At 63.4% G+C, this 17,868-nt stretch carries 14 protein-coding genes and 1 other RNA gene; 6 read left to right on the top strand and 9 right to left on the bottom strand.

Annotated elements, in window-relative coordinates:
• Positions 1-13: 13 nt before the first annotated feature.
• The 8 genes from ACSFCA_RS03790 to gyrA form a co-directional block, all read right to left on the bottom strand.
• Complete coding sequence (locus ACSFCA_RS03790; protein WP_093050102.1) at positions 14-343, bottom strand: integration host factor subunit beta; 330 nt, start codon at positions 341-343, stop codon at positions 14-16.
• Positions 344-421: 78 nt separating this feature from the next.
• Positions 422-2,110: a 30S ribosomal protein S1 gene (gene rpsA, locus ACSFCA_RS03785; RefSeq protein ID WP_258350522.1), complete on the bottom strand. Its 1,689-nt coding sequence runs from the start codon at positions 2,108-2,110 to the stop codon at positions 422-424.
• Between the two features lie 216 nt (positions 2,111-2,326).
• Positions 2,327-4,339 carry a bifunctional 3-phosphoshikimate 1-carboxyvinyltransferase/cytidylate kinase gene (locus tag ACSFCA_RS03780; RefSeq protein ID WP_435458689.1) on the bottom strand — a complete coding sequence of 671 codons (2,013 nt, stop codon included), beginning with the start codon at positions 4,337-4,339 and terminating at the stop codon, positions 2,327-2,329.
• A 1-nt stretch (position 4,340) separates the two neighbouring features.
• Positions 4,341-5,231, bottom strand: a complete 891-nt coding sequence (locus tag ACSFCA_RS03775; RefSeq protein ID WP_093050107.1) for a prephenate dehydrogenase — start codon at positions 5,229-5,231, stop codon at positions 4,341-4,343.
• Between the two features lie 19 nt (positions 5,232-5,250).
• Positions 5,251-6,375 (bottom strand): prephenate dehydratase, encoded by a 1,125-nt coding sequence (gene pheA / locus ACSFCA_RS03770; protein ID WP_093050110.1) that lies wholly within the window; start codon positions 6,373-6,375, stop codon positions 5,251-5,253.
• A 24-nt stretch (positions 6,376-6,399) separates the two neighbouring features.
• Positions 6,400-7,467 carry a 3-phosphoserine/phosphohydroxythreonine transaminase gene (serC, locus tag ACSFCA_RS03765; protein ID WP_435459048.1) on the bottom strand — a complete coding sequence of 356 codons (1,068 nt, stop codon included), beginning with the start codon at positions 7,465-7,467 and terminating at the stop codon, positions 6,400-6,402.
• A gap of 70 nt (positions 7,468-7,537) precedes the next feature.
• Positions 7,538-8,131 (bottom strand): DUF2059 domain-containing protein, encoded by a 594-nt coding sequence (locus ACSFCA_RS03760; protein WP_258350520.1) that lies wholly within the window; start codon positions 8,129-8,131, stop codon positions 7,538-7,540.
• Positions 8,128-10,773, bottom strand: a complete 2,646-nt coding sequence (gene gyrA, locus ACSFCA_RS03755; protein WP_258350519.1) for a DNA gyrase subunit A — start codon at positions 10,771-10,773, stop codon at positions 8,128-8,130. The genes ACSFCA_RS03760 and gyrA overlap by 4 nt, the downstream gene beginning before the upstream one ends.
• Positions 10,774-10,997: 224 nt before the next feature.
• Between gyrA and ompA the strand changes: the two genes are divergently transcribed.
• From ompA to ACSFCA_RS03730, 5 genes are all read left to right on the top strand, one after another.
• Positions 10,998-11,648 carry an outer membrane protein OmpA gene (gene ompA / locus ACSFCA_RS03750; protein ID WP_056510399.1) on the top strand — a complete coding sequence of 217 codons (651 nt, stop codon included), beginning with the start codon at positions 10,998-11,000 and terminating at the stop codon, positions 11,646-11,648.
• A gap of 128 nt (positions 11,649-11,776) precedes the next feature.
• Positions 11,777-12,511: a bifunctional 2-polyprenyl-6-hydroxyphenol methylase/3-demethylubiquinol 3-O-methyltransferase UbiG gene (gene ubiG, locus ACSFCA_RS03745; RefSeq protein ID WP_435458688.1), complete on the top strand. Its 735-nt coding sequence runs from the start codon at positions 11,777-11,779 to the stop codon at positions 12,509-12,511.
• Positions 12,508-13,176, top strand: coding sequence for an HAD family hydrolase (locus ACSFCA_RS03740; RefSeq protein ID WP_258350517.1), 669 nt, complete (start codon positions 12,508-12,510; stop codon positions 13,174-13,176). The genes ubiG and ACSFCA_RS03740 overlap by 4 nt, the downstream gene beginning before the upstream one ends.
• Positions 13,177-13,188: 12 nt before the next feature.
• Positions 13,189-13,573, top strand: a transfer-messenger RNA (tmRNA) gene (ssrA, locus tag ACSFCA_RS03735).
• A 378-nt stretch (positions 13,574-13,951) separates the two neighbouring features.
• Positions 13,952-15,163, top strand: coding sequence for a hypothetical protein (locus ACSFCA_RS03730; protein WP_435458687.1), 1,212 nt, complete (start codon positions 13,952-13,954; stop codon positions 15,161-15,163).
• A gap of 507 nt (positions 15,164-15,670) precedes the next feature.
• Here ACSFCA_RS03730 and ACSFCA_RS03725 read toward each other — a convergent pair.
• Positions 15,671-15,952: a hypothetical protein gene (locus tag ACSFCA_RS03725; protein WP_435458686.1), complete on the bottom strand. Its 282-nt coding sequence runs from the start codon at positions 15,950-15,952 to the stop codon at positions 15,671-15,673.
• A gap of 320 nt (positions 15,953-16,272) precedes the next feature.
• Here ACSFCA_RS03725 and ACSFCA_RS03720 point away from each other — a divergent pair, with 320 nt between their 5' ends.
• Positions 16,273-17,868 (top strand): class I SAM-dependent methyltransferase, encoded by a 1,596-nt coding sequence (locus tag ACSFCA_RS03720; RefSeq protein WP_258350514.1) that lies wholly within the window; start codon positions 16,273-16,275, stop codon positions 17,866-17,868.

The following is a 17,868-nucleotide window of genomic DNA, read 5'->3' as shown; positions in this document are numbered from 1 at the left end:
GACCGGCTGCCGGTCAGGCCTTGCGGCCCTTGGCTTCCTTGCCGCCGGCGTCGAGCTCCGCGGTGCGTGCATCGACGGCTTCGCGCAGCGCCTTGCCGGGCTTGAAGTGCGGCACCCGCTTCTCGGGAATCTGCACGCTCTCGCCCGAACGCGGGTTGCGGCCGATGCGCGGCGGACGACGGTTGACCGAGAAGCTGCCGAAGCCACGGATCTCGATGCGGTGTCCGCGCACCAGCGCGTCGCTCATGGCGTCGAGGATGGTCTTGACGGCGTATTCGGCATCGCGGTGCGTGAGCTGTGCAAAGCGCGCTGCGAGTTCTTCGACGAGGTCTGAGCGGGTCATAGGCCGAACATAAACGAAAAACGTGGACGAAAAAAAAGACAGAGCGGCCCCAAGGCCTGCTCTGTCTTCCGACTCAGCTTACTTGCTGTCGTTGTTGTCGAGCTTGGCGCGCAGCAGTGCGCCCAGGCTGGTCGTGCCTGCGTTTTCGCGTGCCGACTGCTGGCTCAGGCTGGCCATGGCGCCTTGTTCGTCGACCATGTCCTTCTGCTTGATCGACAGCTGGATGTTGCGGGTCTTGCGATCCACATTCACGACGATGGCGGTGACTTCGTCGCCTTCCTTCAGCACGTTGCGGGCATCTTCAACGCGGTCGCGCGAGATTTCCGAAGCACGCAGGTAGCCGAGGATGTCCTCACCCAGGTCGATTTCAGCGCCGCGGGCGTCCACGGTCTTGACCTTGCCGGTCACGATCTGGCCCTTGTCGTTCACGGTGGTGAACGTGGTGAACGGGTCGCTGTCGAGCTGCTTGATGCCCAGGCTGATGCGCTCGCGGTCGACGTCGACTGCCAGCACGATCGCTTCGACTTCCTGGCCCTTCTTGTAGTTGCGAACGGCGGTTTCGCCGGCTTCGTTCCACGAGAGGTCCGACAGGTGAACCAGGCCGTCGATGCCGGCAGCCAGACCCACGAACACGCCGAAGTCGGTGATCGACTTGATCGGGCCCTTGACGCGGTCGCCGCGCTTGGTGTTTTGCGCGAACTCTTGCCACGGGTTGGCCTTGCACTGCTTCATGCCCAGGCTGATGCGGCGCTTGTCTTCGTCGATTTCCAGGACCATGACTTCGACTTCGTCGCCCAGCGAGACGATCTTGTTCGGAGCGATGTTCTTGTTGGTCCAGTCCATTTCGGAGACGTGCACCAGGCCTTCGATGCCGGGTTCGAGTTCGACGAACGCGCCGTAGTCGGCAATGTTCGTGACCTTGCCGAACAGGCGGGTCGATTGCGGGTAGCGGCGCGAAACGCCCATCCACGGGTCATCACCCATTTGCTTGAGACCCAGCGAGACACGGTTCTTCTCGGTGTCGAACTTGAGGATCTTGGCGGTGATTTCCTGGCCGGCCTGAACGACTTCGCTTGGGTGGCGAACACGGCGCCATGCCATGTCGGTGATGTGCAGCAGGCCGTCGATGCCGCCGAGATCCACGAACGCACCGTATTCGGTGATGTTCTTGACCACGCCGCGCACGACTGCGCCTTCCTTGAGCGTTTCCATCAGCTTGGCGCGTTCTTCGCCCATGCTGGCTTCGACCACGGCACGACGCGACAGCACGACGTTGTTGCGCTTGCGGTCGAGCTTGATGACCTTGAATTCGAGGGTCTTGTTTTCGTACGGGGTCAGGTCCTTGATCGGACGCGTGTCGATCAGCGAGCCCGGCAGGAACGCGCGGATGCCGTTGACCAGGACGGTGAGACCGCCCTTGACCTTGCCGCTGGTGGTGCCGGTGACGAAGTCGCCCGATTCCAGTGCCTTCTCGAGGGCGAGCCACGAAGCCAGACGCTTGGCGGTGTCGCGCGAGAGGATGGTGTCGCCGTAGCCGTTTTCAACGCTGCCGATGGCAACGGAAACGAAATCGCCGGCCTGAACTTCGAGTTCGCCCTTGTCGTTCTTGAACTCTTCGATCGGCACATACGCTTCGGACTTCAGACCGGCGTTGACGACGACGTGGTTGTGTTCGACACGCACGACTTCGGCCGTGATGACCTCGCCAGTGCGCATTTCGGAACGCTTCAGGGACTCTTCGAATAGGTCGGCAAAAGATTCAGACATTTATGGTTCCTTCCGTCAGGCAGGGTTGGCAGGCGCTCTTGCGAAATTGCGTGCGGCTGCTGTGGGTCTGTAGACGGCGGTTTGTGGGCGTGAGCCCGGGTTGGTTGAACAACCAGCAGGCCGGTGCGCTGTCGCGCGGAAGGAGCCTGCTGGAGCGGTATGCGCCTTATGAATATTTCGGGATATTCCCGGGATATTCCGTCTGGCGCCAGCCTTTCAAGCGGGCTTGAAAGGCTGTACTTGTTGCCACCAGTCCAACACTGTGTCGATCGATTGTTCGATGGACAACTGGGAGTTGTCGAGGTGGCGAGCGTCTTGCGCCGGCTTCAGAGGGGCGACACTGCGGGATGAGTCCCGGGCATCACGAGCTTCCAAGTCGGAGCGAAGACTGTCGAGTGTAGTCGAAATACCCTTTGAAATCAACTGCTTATGACGCCGCTCGGCGCGCTGGGCGGCACTGGCCGTGAGGAAGACCTTGAGCGCCGCGTCGGGAAAGATCACGGTGCCCATGTCGCGCCCGTCGGCCACCAGGCCTGGCAGTTGGCGAAAGCGCTGCTGCAGGGCCAGCAGCGCCTCGCGCACGGCCGGCAGCGTGGAGACGCGGGAGGCGTCCATGCCAGCGGCTTCGGTGCGGATGTCGTCACTGACGTCTTCGCCGGCCAGCAGCACCTTTCCTTCGGTGAACTGCAGGGGCAGGGCGGCCGCGAGGGTGGCAATTTGCGCCTCGTGCTGGGTGTCGGCGCTCAGGCCCGCACGACGCATGGCCAAGCCGGTCACGCGGTAGAGCGAGCCCGAATCGAGGTAGTGGTAGCCCAGCAGGCGCGCCACCTCGGCCGCGAGCGTACCCTTGCCGGAGGCGGTCGGGCCGTCGATGCAGATCACCGGCACCTCGGCGGCCTCGGCCACCGAGAACAGGGTCTCGAAGTAGTCGGGGAAGGTCTTGGCGACGCAGTGCGGATCGAGGATGCGCACCGGCACCCCCGCCGGATTGAATGCCGCGAGCGAGAAGCACATGGCCACGCGGTGATCATCGTAGGTGTGGATGCTCGCCGGACGCCAGCCGGCCTGCGCCAGCGGATGCACGCGGATGAAGTCGGGGCCGGCCTCGACGGCAGCGCCGAGCTTCTTCAGCTCGTTGGCCATGGCGTCGATGCGGTCGGTTTCCTTCACGCGCCAGCTTGCGATGTTGCGCAGCGTGCTCGGACCGTCGGCGTACAGCGCCATCACGGCCAGCGTCATCGCGGCGTCGGGGATGTGGTTGGCGTCGAGGTCGATGGCCTTGAGCGGCCAGGCGCCGCGGCGGACTTCGAGCCAGTTCGGGCCACTGTCGACCAGCGCGCCCATCTGGCGGGCGGCGTCGATGAAGCGGATGTCGCCCTGGATCGAATCGGCGCCCACGCCTTCGATACGGATGCCGTCCTTGCCAGAAACACCTGTCGCTATAGCGCCCAATGCTATGAAATAGCTAGCAGACGAAGCATCGGCCTCGACGTGGATGTCGCCGGGCGAGCTGTAGCTGCTGCCTGCCGGAATGGTGAAGCGCTCCCAGCCGTCGCGCCGCACCTGGATGCCGAAGCGCGCGAGCAGGTTCAGCGTGATCTCGATGTACGGCTTGGAGATCAGCTCGCCGACCACCTCGATCACGATGTCGTTGGCCGCCGCGAGCGGCAACGCCAGCAGCAGGGCGGTCAGGAACTGGCTCGACACGTCGCCGCGTACGCGGATCGGGGCGTCGAGCGCCAAGTCGCCGTGCGGCACCGGATGGATGCGCAGCGGCGGATAGCCGGGGTTGCCGAGGTAGTCGATGCGGCAGCCGAGTTGGGTCAGCGCATCGACGAGGTCGCCGATGGGGCGCTCGTGCATGCGCGGAACGCCGCTCAGCTCGAACTCGCCACCCAGCAGCGACAGCGCCGCGGTGAGCGGGCGCATCGCGGTGCCGGCGTTGCCGAGGAACAGCGGCAGCAGCGTTTCGCTGGGCTTCAGCTGTCCGCCGAGGCCGGTGATGCGCAGCGTGTTTCCGTCCGGGTCGATGCCGCAGCCGAGCGCGCGCAGGGCGTCGAGCATCACGCGCGTGTCGTCGGAATCGAGCAGGTCGTGGATGGTGGTGGTGCCGCTCGCAAGCGCGGCGAGCAGCAGCACGCGGTTGGAGATGCTCTTGGAGCCCGGCAGCCGAACCGTACCGGCCGCGCCCGCGAGGGGCGGGAGATCGAGGAAGGTCGTCGAGAACATCTCAGTTGTCCTGCTGCTGCGACGAGGTGTCGGTGGCTGGCTTCCAGGCCGCGCGGGCCTTGCTGGCGGCGGCAATGGATTGCTCCAGTGCCTGCAGGTCGCCCGCGGCCATCAGCGCTTCGAGATCGTCCAGCGCCTTGCGGAAGGCCTGCGACTGTTGCAGCACCTGTTCGCGGTTGGCCAGAAGCACGTCGCGCCACATGACCGGGTCGCTCGCGGCGATGCGCGAGAAATCGCGAAAGCCCGGTCCCCCGAGGCTCAGGAAGCGGTCGCCCTGCGGCTGGCTGGCGATGGCGTTGGTGTACGCGAAGGCCAGCAGATGCGGCAGGTGGCTCACGGCGGCGAAGGCGGCGTCGTGCTCTTCATGCGTCATGGTGACGACGTGCGCGCCGATGCCGCTCCACACCTGCGAGGCCCGCTGCACGTTCGAGCGCAGCGTGGTCTTCACGGGCGTCAGCACGACCTGCCGGCCGGTGAACAGCGAAGCCTCGGCATGCTCGATGCCCGAGAGCTCCTTGCCGGCGATCGGGTGTGCGGGCACGAAGTTCGCGAACTGGCGCTGCAGGCCGTTGCGCGCGGCCTCGATCACGTCGCCCTTGGTCGAGCCGACGTCCATCACCAGCGTCTCGTTCGAGATGCCGTGGCGGATAGCCTTGAATGTGGCTTCCGATGCGGCCACCGGCACCGCCAGCAGCACGATGTCGGAGCCCGACACCGCCAGCAGCGCCGAAGGCGCTACCACGTCGATCACGCCGAGCTGGCGTGCCCGCTCGGTGGTGGAGGGCGACTTGCTGTAGCCGACCACACGTTTCACCAGTTTCGCGCGCTTGAGTGCGAGGGCAAAGGAGCCGCCCATCAGGCCGCAGCCGATCAGTCCCAGTTGTTCGAACATCTGTGTGTCTGCCTGCCGCTCAGGCCTTGACGGGGTACGCGCCCAGCACCTTGTAGAAGGCGCAGAGGCCACGCAGCTCGGCCAGCGCCGCGGCCACGTTGGGCTGCGAGGGATGGCCGTCGAGGTCGATGTAGAAGTAGTACTCCCACTGGCCTGTGCGCGCGGGGCGCGACTCGAAGCGGGTCATCGACACGTTGTTGGCCTTCAGCGGCACCAGCAGGTCGTGCACCGCGCCGGGCCGGTTCGGCACCGAGACGATCAGGCTCGTGCAGTCGCGGCCCGAGGCCGGCGGCATGGCCAGCGTCTGCGGCAGGCAGATCACCGAGAAGCGGGTTCGGTTGTACGAGTCGTCCTGAATGGCGTGCGCCACGATGTGCAGGCCGAAGCGGGTGGCCGCGCGTTCGCCGGCCAATGCGGCCCAGGCCGGGTTGGTGGCCGCGAGCCGTGCGCCTTCGGCATTGCTCGATACGGCGCGCCGCTCGGCGTTCGGCAGGTGCTTGGACAGCCAGGTCTGGCACTGTGCCAGCGCCTGCGGATGGGCCAGCACGGCCTCCACGCCTTCGAGCGAATTGCTGCTGCGCAGGAGGTGATGACGTACCAGCAGGCTGACTTCGCCGACGACATGGGTGGGCGAATGCAGGAACAGGTCGAGCGAGCGCGTGACCACACCTTCGGTCGAGTTCTCGACGCCGACCACGCCGTACTGGGCGCTGCCCGCGGCGGTGGCGTGGAACACCTCGTCGAAGCTGGCGCAATAGATCAGGTCGGCGGCACCGCCGAAGTATTCGATGGCGGCTTGCTCGCAGAAGGTGCCTTCGGGGCCAAGCACAGCCACCCGTTGTGGCGACTCGAGCGCCAGGCAGGCCGACATGATTTCGCGCCAGATGGCCGCCACGTGGAGGTCCTTGAGCGGACCGCCATTGCTCTTCTGCATCTTGTCGATGACCTGCGCCACGCGGTCGGGGCGGAAGAACGGGGTGCCCTCGCGCTTCTTGACCTCGCCAACCAGCTCGGCCACATGGGCCCGCTCGTTGAGCAGGCTGAGCAGTCGCTGGTCGAGCGAGTCGATCTGCACGCGCAGATCGGCCAGGCTTTCGGAGTTGTCGGAGGGAGAAGAGGGCGGTGTGGGTGCGGAGGCGGTCATCGGTGCGAGCAGCTGGGCATGCGCCTAGGCATGCGATCGCTCGAATTCTCGCATGTAGGCCACAAGTGCCTGCACCCCTGCCAGCGGCATGGCGTTGTAAATGCTCGCGCGCATGCCGCCGACCGACTTGTGGCCCTTGAGCTGCAGCAGCCCGGCCTCGCGCGCGCCGGCCAGAAAAGCCTCGTTTCGGCCTTCGTCGGCCAGGAAGAACGGCACATTCATGCGCGAGCGGCAGCCTGGGTCGATGCGGTTGGCGTAGAAGTCGGAGCCGTCGATGAAGTCGTACAGCAGCTTCGCCTTCGCGATGTTGCGCTGCTCCATGGCGGCCACACCGGTGTGCGTGCCTTCGGTCTGCTGCAGCAGCCACTGGAACGTAAGCCCCGCCATGTAGATGCCCCAGGTTGGCGGGGTGTTGTACATGGAGTGGTTGTCGGCCACGGTCTTGTAGTTGAAAGCGCTCGGGCAGATCTCGAGCGCGTGGCCCAGCAGGTCATCGCGCACGACCACGATGGTCAGGCCGGCGGGGCCGAGGTTCTTTTGTGCGCCGCCGAAGGCAAGGCCCACGCGGCTCCAGTCGACGCTGCGCGAGGCGACGTGCGACGAGAAGTCGATGACCAGCGGGGCGTTGCTGCCGAGTGCGGCCAGGTCGGGCAGTTGCTGGAACTCGATGCCGTTGATGGTTTCGTTCGAGCACACGTGCACGTACGAGGCATCCTTCGAGAGCTGCCAGGTCGCAGGGGCGGGCAGCTTCGTGTGCTGGTCGTCGGCGTTGCTCGCGACCACGCGCGCTGCGCAGTAGCGCTGCGCTTCCTTGTGCGACTTGATGCTCCAGCTGCCTGTGATGACGAAGTCGGTGGTTTTGCCGCGCGACAGGTTCAAAGGCACGATGGCGTTCTCGCCAAGTCCGCCGCCCTGCATGAACAGGACGTGGAAATGCGATGGGATGGCCAGCAGTGTGCGGATGTCGGCTTCGGCCTGGGTGCAGATCGCACCGAATTCCTTGCCGCGATGGCTCATTTCCATCACGCTCATGCCGCTGCCCTGCCAGTCGAGCATTTCGGCGGCGGCGCGTTGCAGCACCGCCTCCGGCATGGCAGCCGGACCGGCCGAGAAGTTGTAGGGGCGCTTGCCGGCCGGCGTCTGCTGCTGGGTCACGTTGCTTTTACTTCTTGGCTGGGGCCTTGGCAGGTGCCTTGGCGGGAGCGGAGCCTTGGGGGGCTGCGCCATCGGTCGGTGCGCCGAGTGCCTTGGCAACTGCGGTGTCGAGTGCGCGCATCTTGGGTTCGACCGTGGCGCGCGTGTCGGCCACGAGCTTTTCCGTCAGTGCGGTCTGCATCTTCGGGTTCAGGTCCTGGTACTTCTTGCTCAGGGGCGAGTTGATCCAGGCCAGCAGCTGCTTGAGCTCGTCTTCGTTGAAGTTCTGCTCCATCAGCGGGGTGAGGGCGCCCGGGGCCAGTTGAACGGCCTTGTCGCGAACGATGGGGTAGGTCTCGTCGAAGTACTTCTTCAGCTCGGCGTCGGCAGCCTTGGCGGCGGCTTCGCGCTTGGCTTCAGGCACTTGCGTCTGCAGGTACTGCGAACCCGCTTGTGCGATCGGAGCGCTCGATTGCTCGACCAGACCGCGTGCCAGCGATTCGATGCCGGGGCGCTGGATGTCGATGAACTGCTTGATGAGCGTGGCCTTGTCCTGGGCCATGGCGGCCATCGAACTGCTTGCCAGGGCGACCGTCAGAAGTGCGAGTTTGATTTTTTTCACTGAGGATTCTCCGTTGAAGATGAGGAAGTATCGTCCGCGTCAGGCTCGCTTTCGCCGTTCGCGTCGTTTTCGACGATACGTTGTAGCCCGCTGAGTTTGGCGCCTTCGTCGAGTCCGATCAGCGTAACGCCTTGCGTCGCGCGACCAAGCTCACGAATTTCGGCAACCCGGGTGCGCACCAGCACGCCCTTGTCGGTGATGAGCATGATCTCATCATCCGCATGCACGAGAGTGGCGGCAACGACCTTGCCGTTGCGCTCACTCTGTTGAATGGCGATCATGCCTTTGGTTCCCCGGCCATGGCGGGTGTATTCCGTAATGCTTGTTCGCTTTCCGTAACCATTTTCCGTGGCGGTGAGCACGCTTTGCTGCTCGTCTTCGGCCACCAGCATGGCGATCACGCCCTGTCCGGGGTCGAGCGACATGCCGCGCACGCCGCGCGCATTGCGGCCCAATGGGCGGACGTCTTCCTCGTCGAAGCGCACGGCCTTGCCGCCATCGCTGAAGAGCATCACGTCGTGCTTGCCGTCGGTCAGCGCAGCGCCGATCAGGTAGTCGCCTTCATCGAGGTTCACGGCAATGATGCCGCCCTTGCGCGGGTTGTTGAACTCGTCGAGCGCGGTCTTCTTGACCGTGCCCATCGAAGTCGACATGAACACGTACTGGTCGGCCGGGAAGTTGCGCTTTTCACCTGTCAGCGCGAGCGCGACGTTGATCTTCTCGCCTTCCTGCAGTGGGAACATGTTGACGATGGGGCGCCCGCGCGAGCCGCGCGAACCCGCCGGCACTTCCCAAACCTTGAGCCAGTACAGCCGGCCGCGATTGGAGAAGCACAGGATGTAGTCGTGCGTGTTGGCGATGAAGAGCTGGTCGATCCAGTCGTCGTCCTTGGTGGCGGTGGCCTGCTTGCCTCGGCCGCCGCGTTTTTGTGCGCGATATTCGCCCAGCGGCTGGCTCTTGATGTAGCCACTGTGCGAGAGCGTGACCACCATGTCGGTCGGCGTGATCAGGTCTTCGGTCGATAGGTCGTAGGCGCTGTGCTCCACCAGGCTGCGGCGCGCGCCGACCTTCGACTGGCCGAACTCCTGCTTGATGGTGCCGAGTTCGTCGCCAATGATGGTCGAGACGCGCTCGGGCTTGGCCAGGATGTCGAGCAGGTCGTCGATCTCGGCCATCACGTCCTTGTACTCGGCCACGATCTTGTCCTGCTCGAGGCCGGTCAGGCGCTGCAGGCGCATCTGCAGGATTTCCTGGGCTTGCGTTTCCGACAGGCGATAGAGGCCGTCGCCGCCCATGCCGAAATTGCGCTCGAGGCCTTCGGGGCGGTAGTCGTCGGCGTTGATCACGCCACCGTCGGCGCGCGTGCGCGTGAGCATTTCTCGCACCAGTTTGCTGTCCCAGCTGCGGGTCATCAGCTCGGCCTTGGCGACGGGCGGTGTCGGCGATTCACGGATGATGCGGATGAACTCGTCGATGTTGGCCAGTGCCACCGCGAGGCCTTCGAGCACATGGCCGCGTTCGCGGGCCTTGCGCAGCGTGAAGACGGTGCGGCGCGTGACCACTTCGCGGCGGTGCTGCAGGAAGACCTGAATCAGGTCCTTCAGGTTGCACAGCTTGGGCTGGCCATCGACCAGCGCCACCATGTTGATGCCGAAGGTGTCCTGCAGCTGCGTCTGCTTGTAGAGGTTGTTGAGCACCACCTCGGGCACCTCGCCGCGCTTGAGCTCGATCACCAGGCGCATGCCCGACTTGTCGGACTCGTCCTGGATGTGGCTGATGCCCTCGATCTTCTTCTCGTGCACCAGCTCGGCCATGCGCTCCTGCAGCGTCTTCTTGTTGACCTGGTAGGGGAGTTCGTCGACGATGATCGCCTGGCGCTGGCCGCGGTCGATGTCCTCGAAGTGGCACTTGGCGCGCATAACGACCTTGCCGCGGCCGGTGCGGTAGCCGTCCTTCACGCCGTTGATGCCGTAGATGATGCCGGCGGTGGGGAAGTCGGGCGCCGGCACGATTTCCATCAGCTCGTCGATGCTGGCTTCGGGGTTGCGCAGCAGGTGCAGGCAGGCGTCGACAACCTCATTCAGGTTGTGCGGCGGAATATTGGTGGCCATGCCGACCGCAATACCGCCGGAGCCATTGACCAGCAAATTCGGCAGTTGGCTCGGCAGCACTTTCGGCTCTTTTTCGGAGCCGTCGTAATTGTCCTGAAAGTCGACAGTTTCCTTGTCGATATCGGCCAGCATTTCGTGCGCAATTTTGGCCAGCCGGATTTCCGTATACCGCATTGCGGCCGCGTTGTCTCCATCGACCGACCCGAAGTTGCCCTGGCCATCGACCAGCATGTGGCGCATCGAGAAGTCCTGGGCCAGGCGCACGATGGTGTCGTAGACCGACTGGTCGCCGTGCGGGTGGTACTTACCGATGACGTCGCCGACGATACGGGCCGACTTCTTGTACGGCCGGTTCCAGTCGTTGTTGAGTTCGTGCATCGCATAAAGCACGCGGCGGTGCACAGGCTTGAGGCCGTCGCGGGCATCGGGAAGCGCTCGGCCCACGATCACGCTCATGGCGTAGTCGAGATAGCTGCTGCGCATTTCCTCTTCGAGACTGATGGGCAGGGTTTCTTTTGCGAAGGAGGTCATGAGCGAGGGGCTGGCGGCAGGAAGGCGAAATTTTACGCTGTGAGGGGTGTCGCACCGCCGCAACACAAGGTGCCTATTCCGCCTCCGTCCTACGCTTCGGGGCCGTCCAGCGGCCTGTTTGCCAAAGACCCTATGGCACAATCGCCTCAACGTTTTGGGTGGTGGTCACTTAAAGCGTCCTTGATTCGCAGCGCGGCTGCGGCTTTTTCCCCAAGAGGAGAACCATGAAGAAACTGAATAAAGTGGCGATGATGTTTGCAGTCGCTGCGCTCGCCACTGCCGCCGGCGCGCAGACCCGTGTCACCGCTGCGGACGGCGGTCCTACGATCGACAACTGGCAAAACGGCACCGGCGAACTGGTCTGGAAGAACGGCACGAATGAACTGTGCTGGCGCGATGCCAACTGGACGCCGGCTACGGCTGCCGCTGGTTGCGACGGTGCTCTGGTTCCTGCTGCTCCGGCTGCTGCTGCTCCGACCCCCGCTGCACCGGCTGCACCGGCTGCACCGCAAGTCGCCGCTAACAAGGTGACCTTCGCTGCCGACGCATTCTTCGACTTCGACAAGTCGGTTCTGAAGCCTGAAGGTCGCGCCAAGCTGACCGATCTGGTCGAGAAGATCCGTGGCGTCAACCTCGAAGTCATCATCGCTGTGGGCCATACCGACTCGATCGGCACGGACGCCTACAACCAGCGTCTGTCGGTGCGTCGCGCCGAAGCCGTCAAGGCCTTCCTGGTCTCGAAGGGCATCGAACGCAACCGCGTCTACACCGAAGGCAAGGGCGAGAAGCAGCCAGTGGCTGACAACCGCACCAAGGAAGGTCGCGCCAAGAACCGTCGCGTGGAAATCGAAGTGGTCGGCACCCGCGCCAACTAATCAATCGATTCCATCGATCATGAAAACCCCGCCTCGGCGGGGTTTTTTTATGGCTGTCGAATTTGCGATTGATCTTTGGTAAAGCCCGAGCAGTGTTTATCGGACATTGCTCGTTTCATAATCGCTGCATGACAGAAAACGTGAATGCGGATCCGGCCGAACTGGCCAAGTTTTCAGAGCTCGCGCATCGCTGGTGGGATTTGGAAAGCGAATTCCGCCCGCTGCATGAAATCAATCCATTGCGCCAGGAATGGATTGACGGTATTGCACCTATTTCGCAGCGCCGCGTACTCGATATCGGCTGCGGCGGCGGCATTCTGGCCGATTCGATGGCGCGCAAGGGGGCCGACGTGCTGGGTATCGACCTCGCGGGCAAGGCGCTCAAGGTTGCGCAGTTGCATGCGCTCGAGGCCGGCACCCGCGGCGTGAAGTACCGTGAGATCAGCGCAGAGGCGCTGGCAGCTGAGCAGCCGGGCAGCTTCGACGTCGTCACCTGCATGGAGATGCTCGAGCACGTGCCGCAGCCGGCCTCGGTGATCCAGGCCTGTGCCACGCTGGTCAAGCCGGGTGGTTGGGTGTTCTTCTCGACGATCAACCGCAGCCTGAAGTCCTTCATGCTGGCGATCGTGGGCGCCGAGTATGTCCTCGGCATGCTGCCGCGCGGGACCCATGAATATGCGAAGCTGATCCGTCCGAGCGAACTGGCCGGCTACTGTCGCGCGGCGGGCCTGGACCTGCGGCACACCCGCGGCATGGAGCACAACCCCTTGACCCGGCGCTATTGGCTCAGCGGCGACACCAGCGTCAACTACATGTTCGCCACGCAGAAGCCGGCCGAACTGAAGTCGGGATCGCACGGATGATGGGCGTCGAGACGAAAGCCGTGCTGTTCGACCTCGACGGTACGCTGATCGACAGCGCGCCCGATCTGGGCGCCGCAGCCGACAAGATGCGCACTGATCGCGGCCTCGATTCGTACCCGCTGGAGCGCTACCGTCCCATGGCCGGTGCGGGCGCGCGCGGCATGTTGGGTGTGGCATTCGGCATCACGCCCGAGTCGCCGGAGTTTCCTGAGCTGCGCGAAGAGTTCTTCGTGACTTATGAGCGCCGCATGCTGCTCAACACGCAGGTGTTCGATGGCATCCAGGCGCTCATCGAGGCGCTGCGCGAGCGCGGCCTCTTGTGGGGTGTCGTCACCAACAAATCGATGCGCTTCACCGATCCGCTGACGCGCGCCATTCCACTTTTCGCGAGTGCGGGCGCGGTGGTGAGCGGCGACACCACGCCGTTTGCCAAGCCGCATCCCGAGCCCTTGCACGAGGCTGCGCGCCGGCTTGGCGTGGCTTCGCAGGCGTGCATCTACGTTGGTGACGACGAGCGCGACATCGTCGCGGGCCGCGCTGCAGGCATGCGCACGGTCGCAGCCACCTACGGCTACATGGGTACACAGGCCGATTCGGCGCTCTGGCAGGCCGATGCTTCAATCTCTTCGCCCCTTGAGCTCTTGAAGTTGCTCAATAGCGCCTAAAATGAGTCGCTTGGGGCTGCACTGGTTTCGACGTGGGTTCGGAGTCGCAGCGGGGCATGTCGAGCTGAATGCGCTCGTAAAACAGATTCAAACAAACTAACTGCAAACGACGAACGTTTCGCACTCGCTGCTTAATTGCCAGTGAGCCTTGCAACAGTTGGCCGATGGGCTGGGCAAGGGGGTCTGGAGCAATCCTGACCTCCCGGCTGCAAGGATAATTACATGGGCTGGCTCCGATCCGGGTACCTTGGGTCGGGGCGAGAAAATAGGGTGCTGGCGTCCGGTTTAGCGTGTGACTGCGCGACTCCGGAAGCGAGACTTAAATCAGATCACTAAACATGTAGAACTGCGCGATGAAGGCTTGCGGACGGGGGTTCAAATCCCCCCAGCTCCACCAAATTTCTAGAGCCAAGTCCAATTAAATCAAGGACTTACGAAAAGGCTCTCCGTCTCGGACCGTCACACGGCGTCTCGCGATTCACACACTTCTCACACGCGATTCGCACCTGAATCGCTCGCGTCGCCGACCTCCGGCAGACTAGGCAGATGCTCCCGACCGTACTTTACCTGCGGTCGGTCAAAGCCCAGAGTGACACTTTGCTCGACTCACCGGCCGTAATTCCGGCTCACTATTTCGGTCGTCTTGCGGCCGGGCAGCTTGGCGATGTACGCCCGGTATTGGTCGGCCCATTTCTTGTCATTGCGCGGGTTCATGAAGACTGGCCGTCGGCTTTCTCAATATGTTTGCCGTTGACCCTCAAGCGCCTGGCGGGCCGTGAGCAGCAAGACGGTGCGCACGGTAGCGCATGTCTTCGTACCTTTCTCTTCGCCCTCGACGACAGGCCTGTGGATGCGCAGGCAATACCACGATTGCGCGATGCGGTTGGAGGGCAAGGGCGTAAAAATATGTACGATGGATATGACGTTCGGCCCCAATACATACACCGTGCTGCCCACCCCGGCTGGTTTCGCTGGTGCAAGCGCGGCCAACTACCGCTACATGCATGGGCTAATCAGCGGGACCTATGCGCGAAGCAACGAGTTGAGTGGGGTGGATGGTGCGCTCACAGCCTTTGACCAAGTCCCAAGCCGGGCGAACTGGCTCACCCTCACGCTAAGAATGCAAACATGGCTCACCGCCAAGGCGGGTCGATACAACGTGGGAACCGGTGTCATTAATTCGGTGCGTGGCGCGAGCGTCACGAACCTGAAGGCACAAATAGATGCCTACCGTCAGTTCCTTTTGGATAGAGATACGTTGATGGCCAATGTGGCCAACCAGTTGGACTTGTTGAACTGGCGGACGCGCACTATATGCGCGGAGCTCTACGACGACGCTAATAACGCAGCGTTCGGCCTATACGCTCCCCACATCGCCGTCCTCGAGGAAGAAGGCATCTTGTCCTCCGGCTTTGTGCGGGCGTTCCGCCCTGGTCATACAACGATTGCTGACTGGGACAATGCCGGCGCAAGTGAACTCGGCCGTCTAAATGCTTGGCCAACGCTTCAAGGTGTCGCTCGATTTCGGATCAACAATTGGCGCGCTTGGCACCCAGCTCTCGCAGACCCGCGAAAGGGTCTCTTCTGTCATTCTTCTGCGGCGCTGGCGGTGCACTGTATCGTCACGCATCGCATCGCCTTGCAGGGCGCGCTCTCGTGTCCCATCCGTTCAATCGACGTCTATCATCAACGCGGTAACGCCGGTGAAATCACGCACTGGTGGGTCGCCATCAACCGTCCAGACAACATCGCACTGGGGACTGCACCTCACGGCACGTTAACCACCATGGCCGATTTTGATCGGTTAGAGATGATGGGCGGTTTTGTCATCGATATTTGGGGCGCGCTGTGGCTGGCACAGCAGAACAATCCTGGCACCTGGGTTGGTAGTGCTGCGGCTGTCGCTGAGAATGCCGTCAGGCTCGCCCCCTTCATTACTCTGAATGGTGTCAACACGTTGACGCACTACTCACGGCTGGTTTTTTGACGGTGGTGTTGTCCTTGCGGGGGCGGCCTGTCTGGCGCACTGAAGTTCACTCGTTTCTCACACGAATCGCGCCGTCAAATTCGAAACCCGCATGGACAAAGGCGGCGGTCAATTTCGAGGGGGTCAAATCTCCTCAACTCCACCATATTCCTCAACGCTGGCTTCACTGAACAAGAGGTCTGCCCGACTCGTGCCGCCGCTGTACGTTTCTTCCCCCGCCTTCGGCGATCCAGGCCTCCAACTTATACAAGCTTGAGTGCAGCCGCCGATCTCTGCGCAATCAGTCGCCGAAGCTCAGTAACACTGGAACAAAACCCCCTGCTCCGCAGGCGCCTTGCCAAGCCAACGCGGCGTCTTGCTTCGCGCATCGCAATAGTCCGCAGCCTGGACGTAGGTCATGGCACGCAGTACGCCTTCGCGAACTTGCGTCACCTCGTTGGGTGGGGTCGAGCAGCCGGTGAGGACCAGGGCAAGCGGAAGCAGTGTGCGCCAATTCATCGGGGCATTCTAAGTAAGACCACCGGGATCGTTTGAGCTTCGCCCACGGTCGGGATAGAGATACTTGAAGTACTTACCGGACTGGCCGAACAATTGCCGCGCCAGTTGCACCGGATCTTCGCCCTTGTGCTTTTCGTAGAGCACGGGCCCCCAGATGATGAAGCCGTCGATGCTGAGGCTCTTCGGAGAAGGCTCGATGGCTTTCCATGCATGTGCGAACTTCGAGATCCAGGCCAGCGCTTCCTTGAGCGCATGATTGGGCGGGGTGGTTGTTTCCTCGGGCAGAGACATGGCGGCATCCTTTGTTAAAAGACTGTACAAATATACAGTAGACTATGCCCATGAACACATCGTTTTTTCCATCCATCCGAATTTCTCCTTGACGGGTAAACCGTCCCCCGCTGGTCAACCTGTGCGGGGGCCTTGATGCATGCCAAGCAGATAGGCTTTCAAGCCCAGCCTCACAGCTGGGCTTTTTTTATGCGCCGCGCGCGAGGCCCTGTGCAAGCCCGCTTTTTTTCGCCGGAACGCGGGGCTATAGTCGGCCAGCACTGTCACATTGCAGTCACTGCAGTTTCTAGCTGCCTGCCCAGATCCCGATAAGGACGCCCGTGCCGGATTCCCTGACTTCCGAGTTGACCAGCTATTACGACACGGTGCCCTATGACTCGCATCCGTTCCCGCAGTCGGCGATGGAGCATCTGGAAGCACTGGCATTTCTCTTCGGGCTCGATGCTCCACCTCCCGCAAAAGCCCGTGTGCTGGAGCTCGGCTGCGCGGCCGGCGGCAACCTGATTCCCTTCGCGGCACGCCATCCCGAGGCGCGTGCAATCGGCATCGACCTGTCGCCGGTGCAGGTGGCGCAAGGTACGGCGGCCATCGGGCGCGCCGGGCTGTCGAATATCGAGCTCAAGGCCTTCAACCTTGCGGACATCGACGCTTCGTTCGGCCAGTTCGACTACATAGTCTGCCACGGCGTCTACAGCTGGGTGCCGGGTCCGGTGCAGGACGCGATCCTGCGCATCTGCTCCGAAAATCTCGCGCCCAACGGCGTGGCCTACGTGAGCTACAACGTGTACCCCGGCTGGAAGGCGCGCGAGATCGTGCGCGACGCGATGATCCTGCGCGGCGGTCCGCGCGACACGCCCGAAGAAAAGCTGGCCTACGCACGCGGCATGCTCGACTTTCTCGAGCAGTCGGCCCGCGCCGACAGCGTGCTCAAGAAGACGCTTGAAGAGGCGATGCCGATCGTGCGCAATGCCAACAGTTCGTACCTGCTGCACGAGTTCCTCGAGCCCTGCAATGCGCCGTGCTATTTCAAGGAGTTCGTGGCGCGCGCGGATGCCCACGGCCTTGCCTACCTGTGCGACGCGGAGCCGTCGACGATGTTCGTGCAGAACTACGGCGACAAGGTGCGCGACCCGCTGCTGCGTGAATGCGGTGGCAGCCAGGTCATGATGGAGCAGTACCTCGACTTCCTGGTCAACCGCACCTTCCGCCAGACCCTGCTGGTGAAGCAGACGCAAGCCGCACACATCCGCTACAAGCTCGACCCCGCACGCATCCGCTCGCTCGAATTCGCCGGCATCTTCAGGGCCGACGACGGTGGGGCGCTCGCGCTCGATGCTCGCGAGCAGCCGTGCACCGCCATGCGGGGCCTGAAGGTCACGCTGCGGTTGCCCGCGCACAAGGCGGTGGCGCAGCTGCTCGATACGCGTTATCCGGCATCGATCTCTGCGTCGGCCCTCATCGAGGCCGCCTCCGGGCTCACTGGGCAGCCGCAGGCCGCCATCGAGCCGGCCGTGATGGCCATGCTCGAGGAGCTGCTGATCCTCGGCGCCCTGCGCATCCGGCGTACGCCGGTGTCCGCGGCCGACGTGGTGTCCGGTTTGCCGCAAGCGCTGCCCGCGGTGCGAGGCGCTTCGGGTCTTGCGTCGGGCGTCGGTGCCACCGCCAACACCTGCAACCAGTGGCACGAACCCGTGGTGCTGACGCTGCTTGAACAAAGCCTGCTGCCGCTGCTCGACGGCACGCACTCGCACGACGCGCTGGTGGAGCACCTCGAAGCCGAGGTTCGAAGCGATCGCCTGCGCTTCGTCAAGGACGACAAGCCGCTGACCGACCCGTCGGCAGTCAGGGAGTTCGCCCGCCAGCAGGTCGCGCTGGCGCTCGACGCCCTGCGCCGCAAGGCGCTGCTCACGGGCTGA

The organism is Variovorax multivorans, assembly GCF_051216835.1.
Lineage (GTDB): Bacteria > Pseudomonadota > Gammaproteobacteria > Burkholderiales > Burkholderiaceae_C > Variovorax.
Note: the sequence above shows the minus strand (reverse complement) of the source record. Positions and strands in the feature narration are given on the sequence as shown.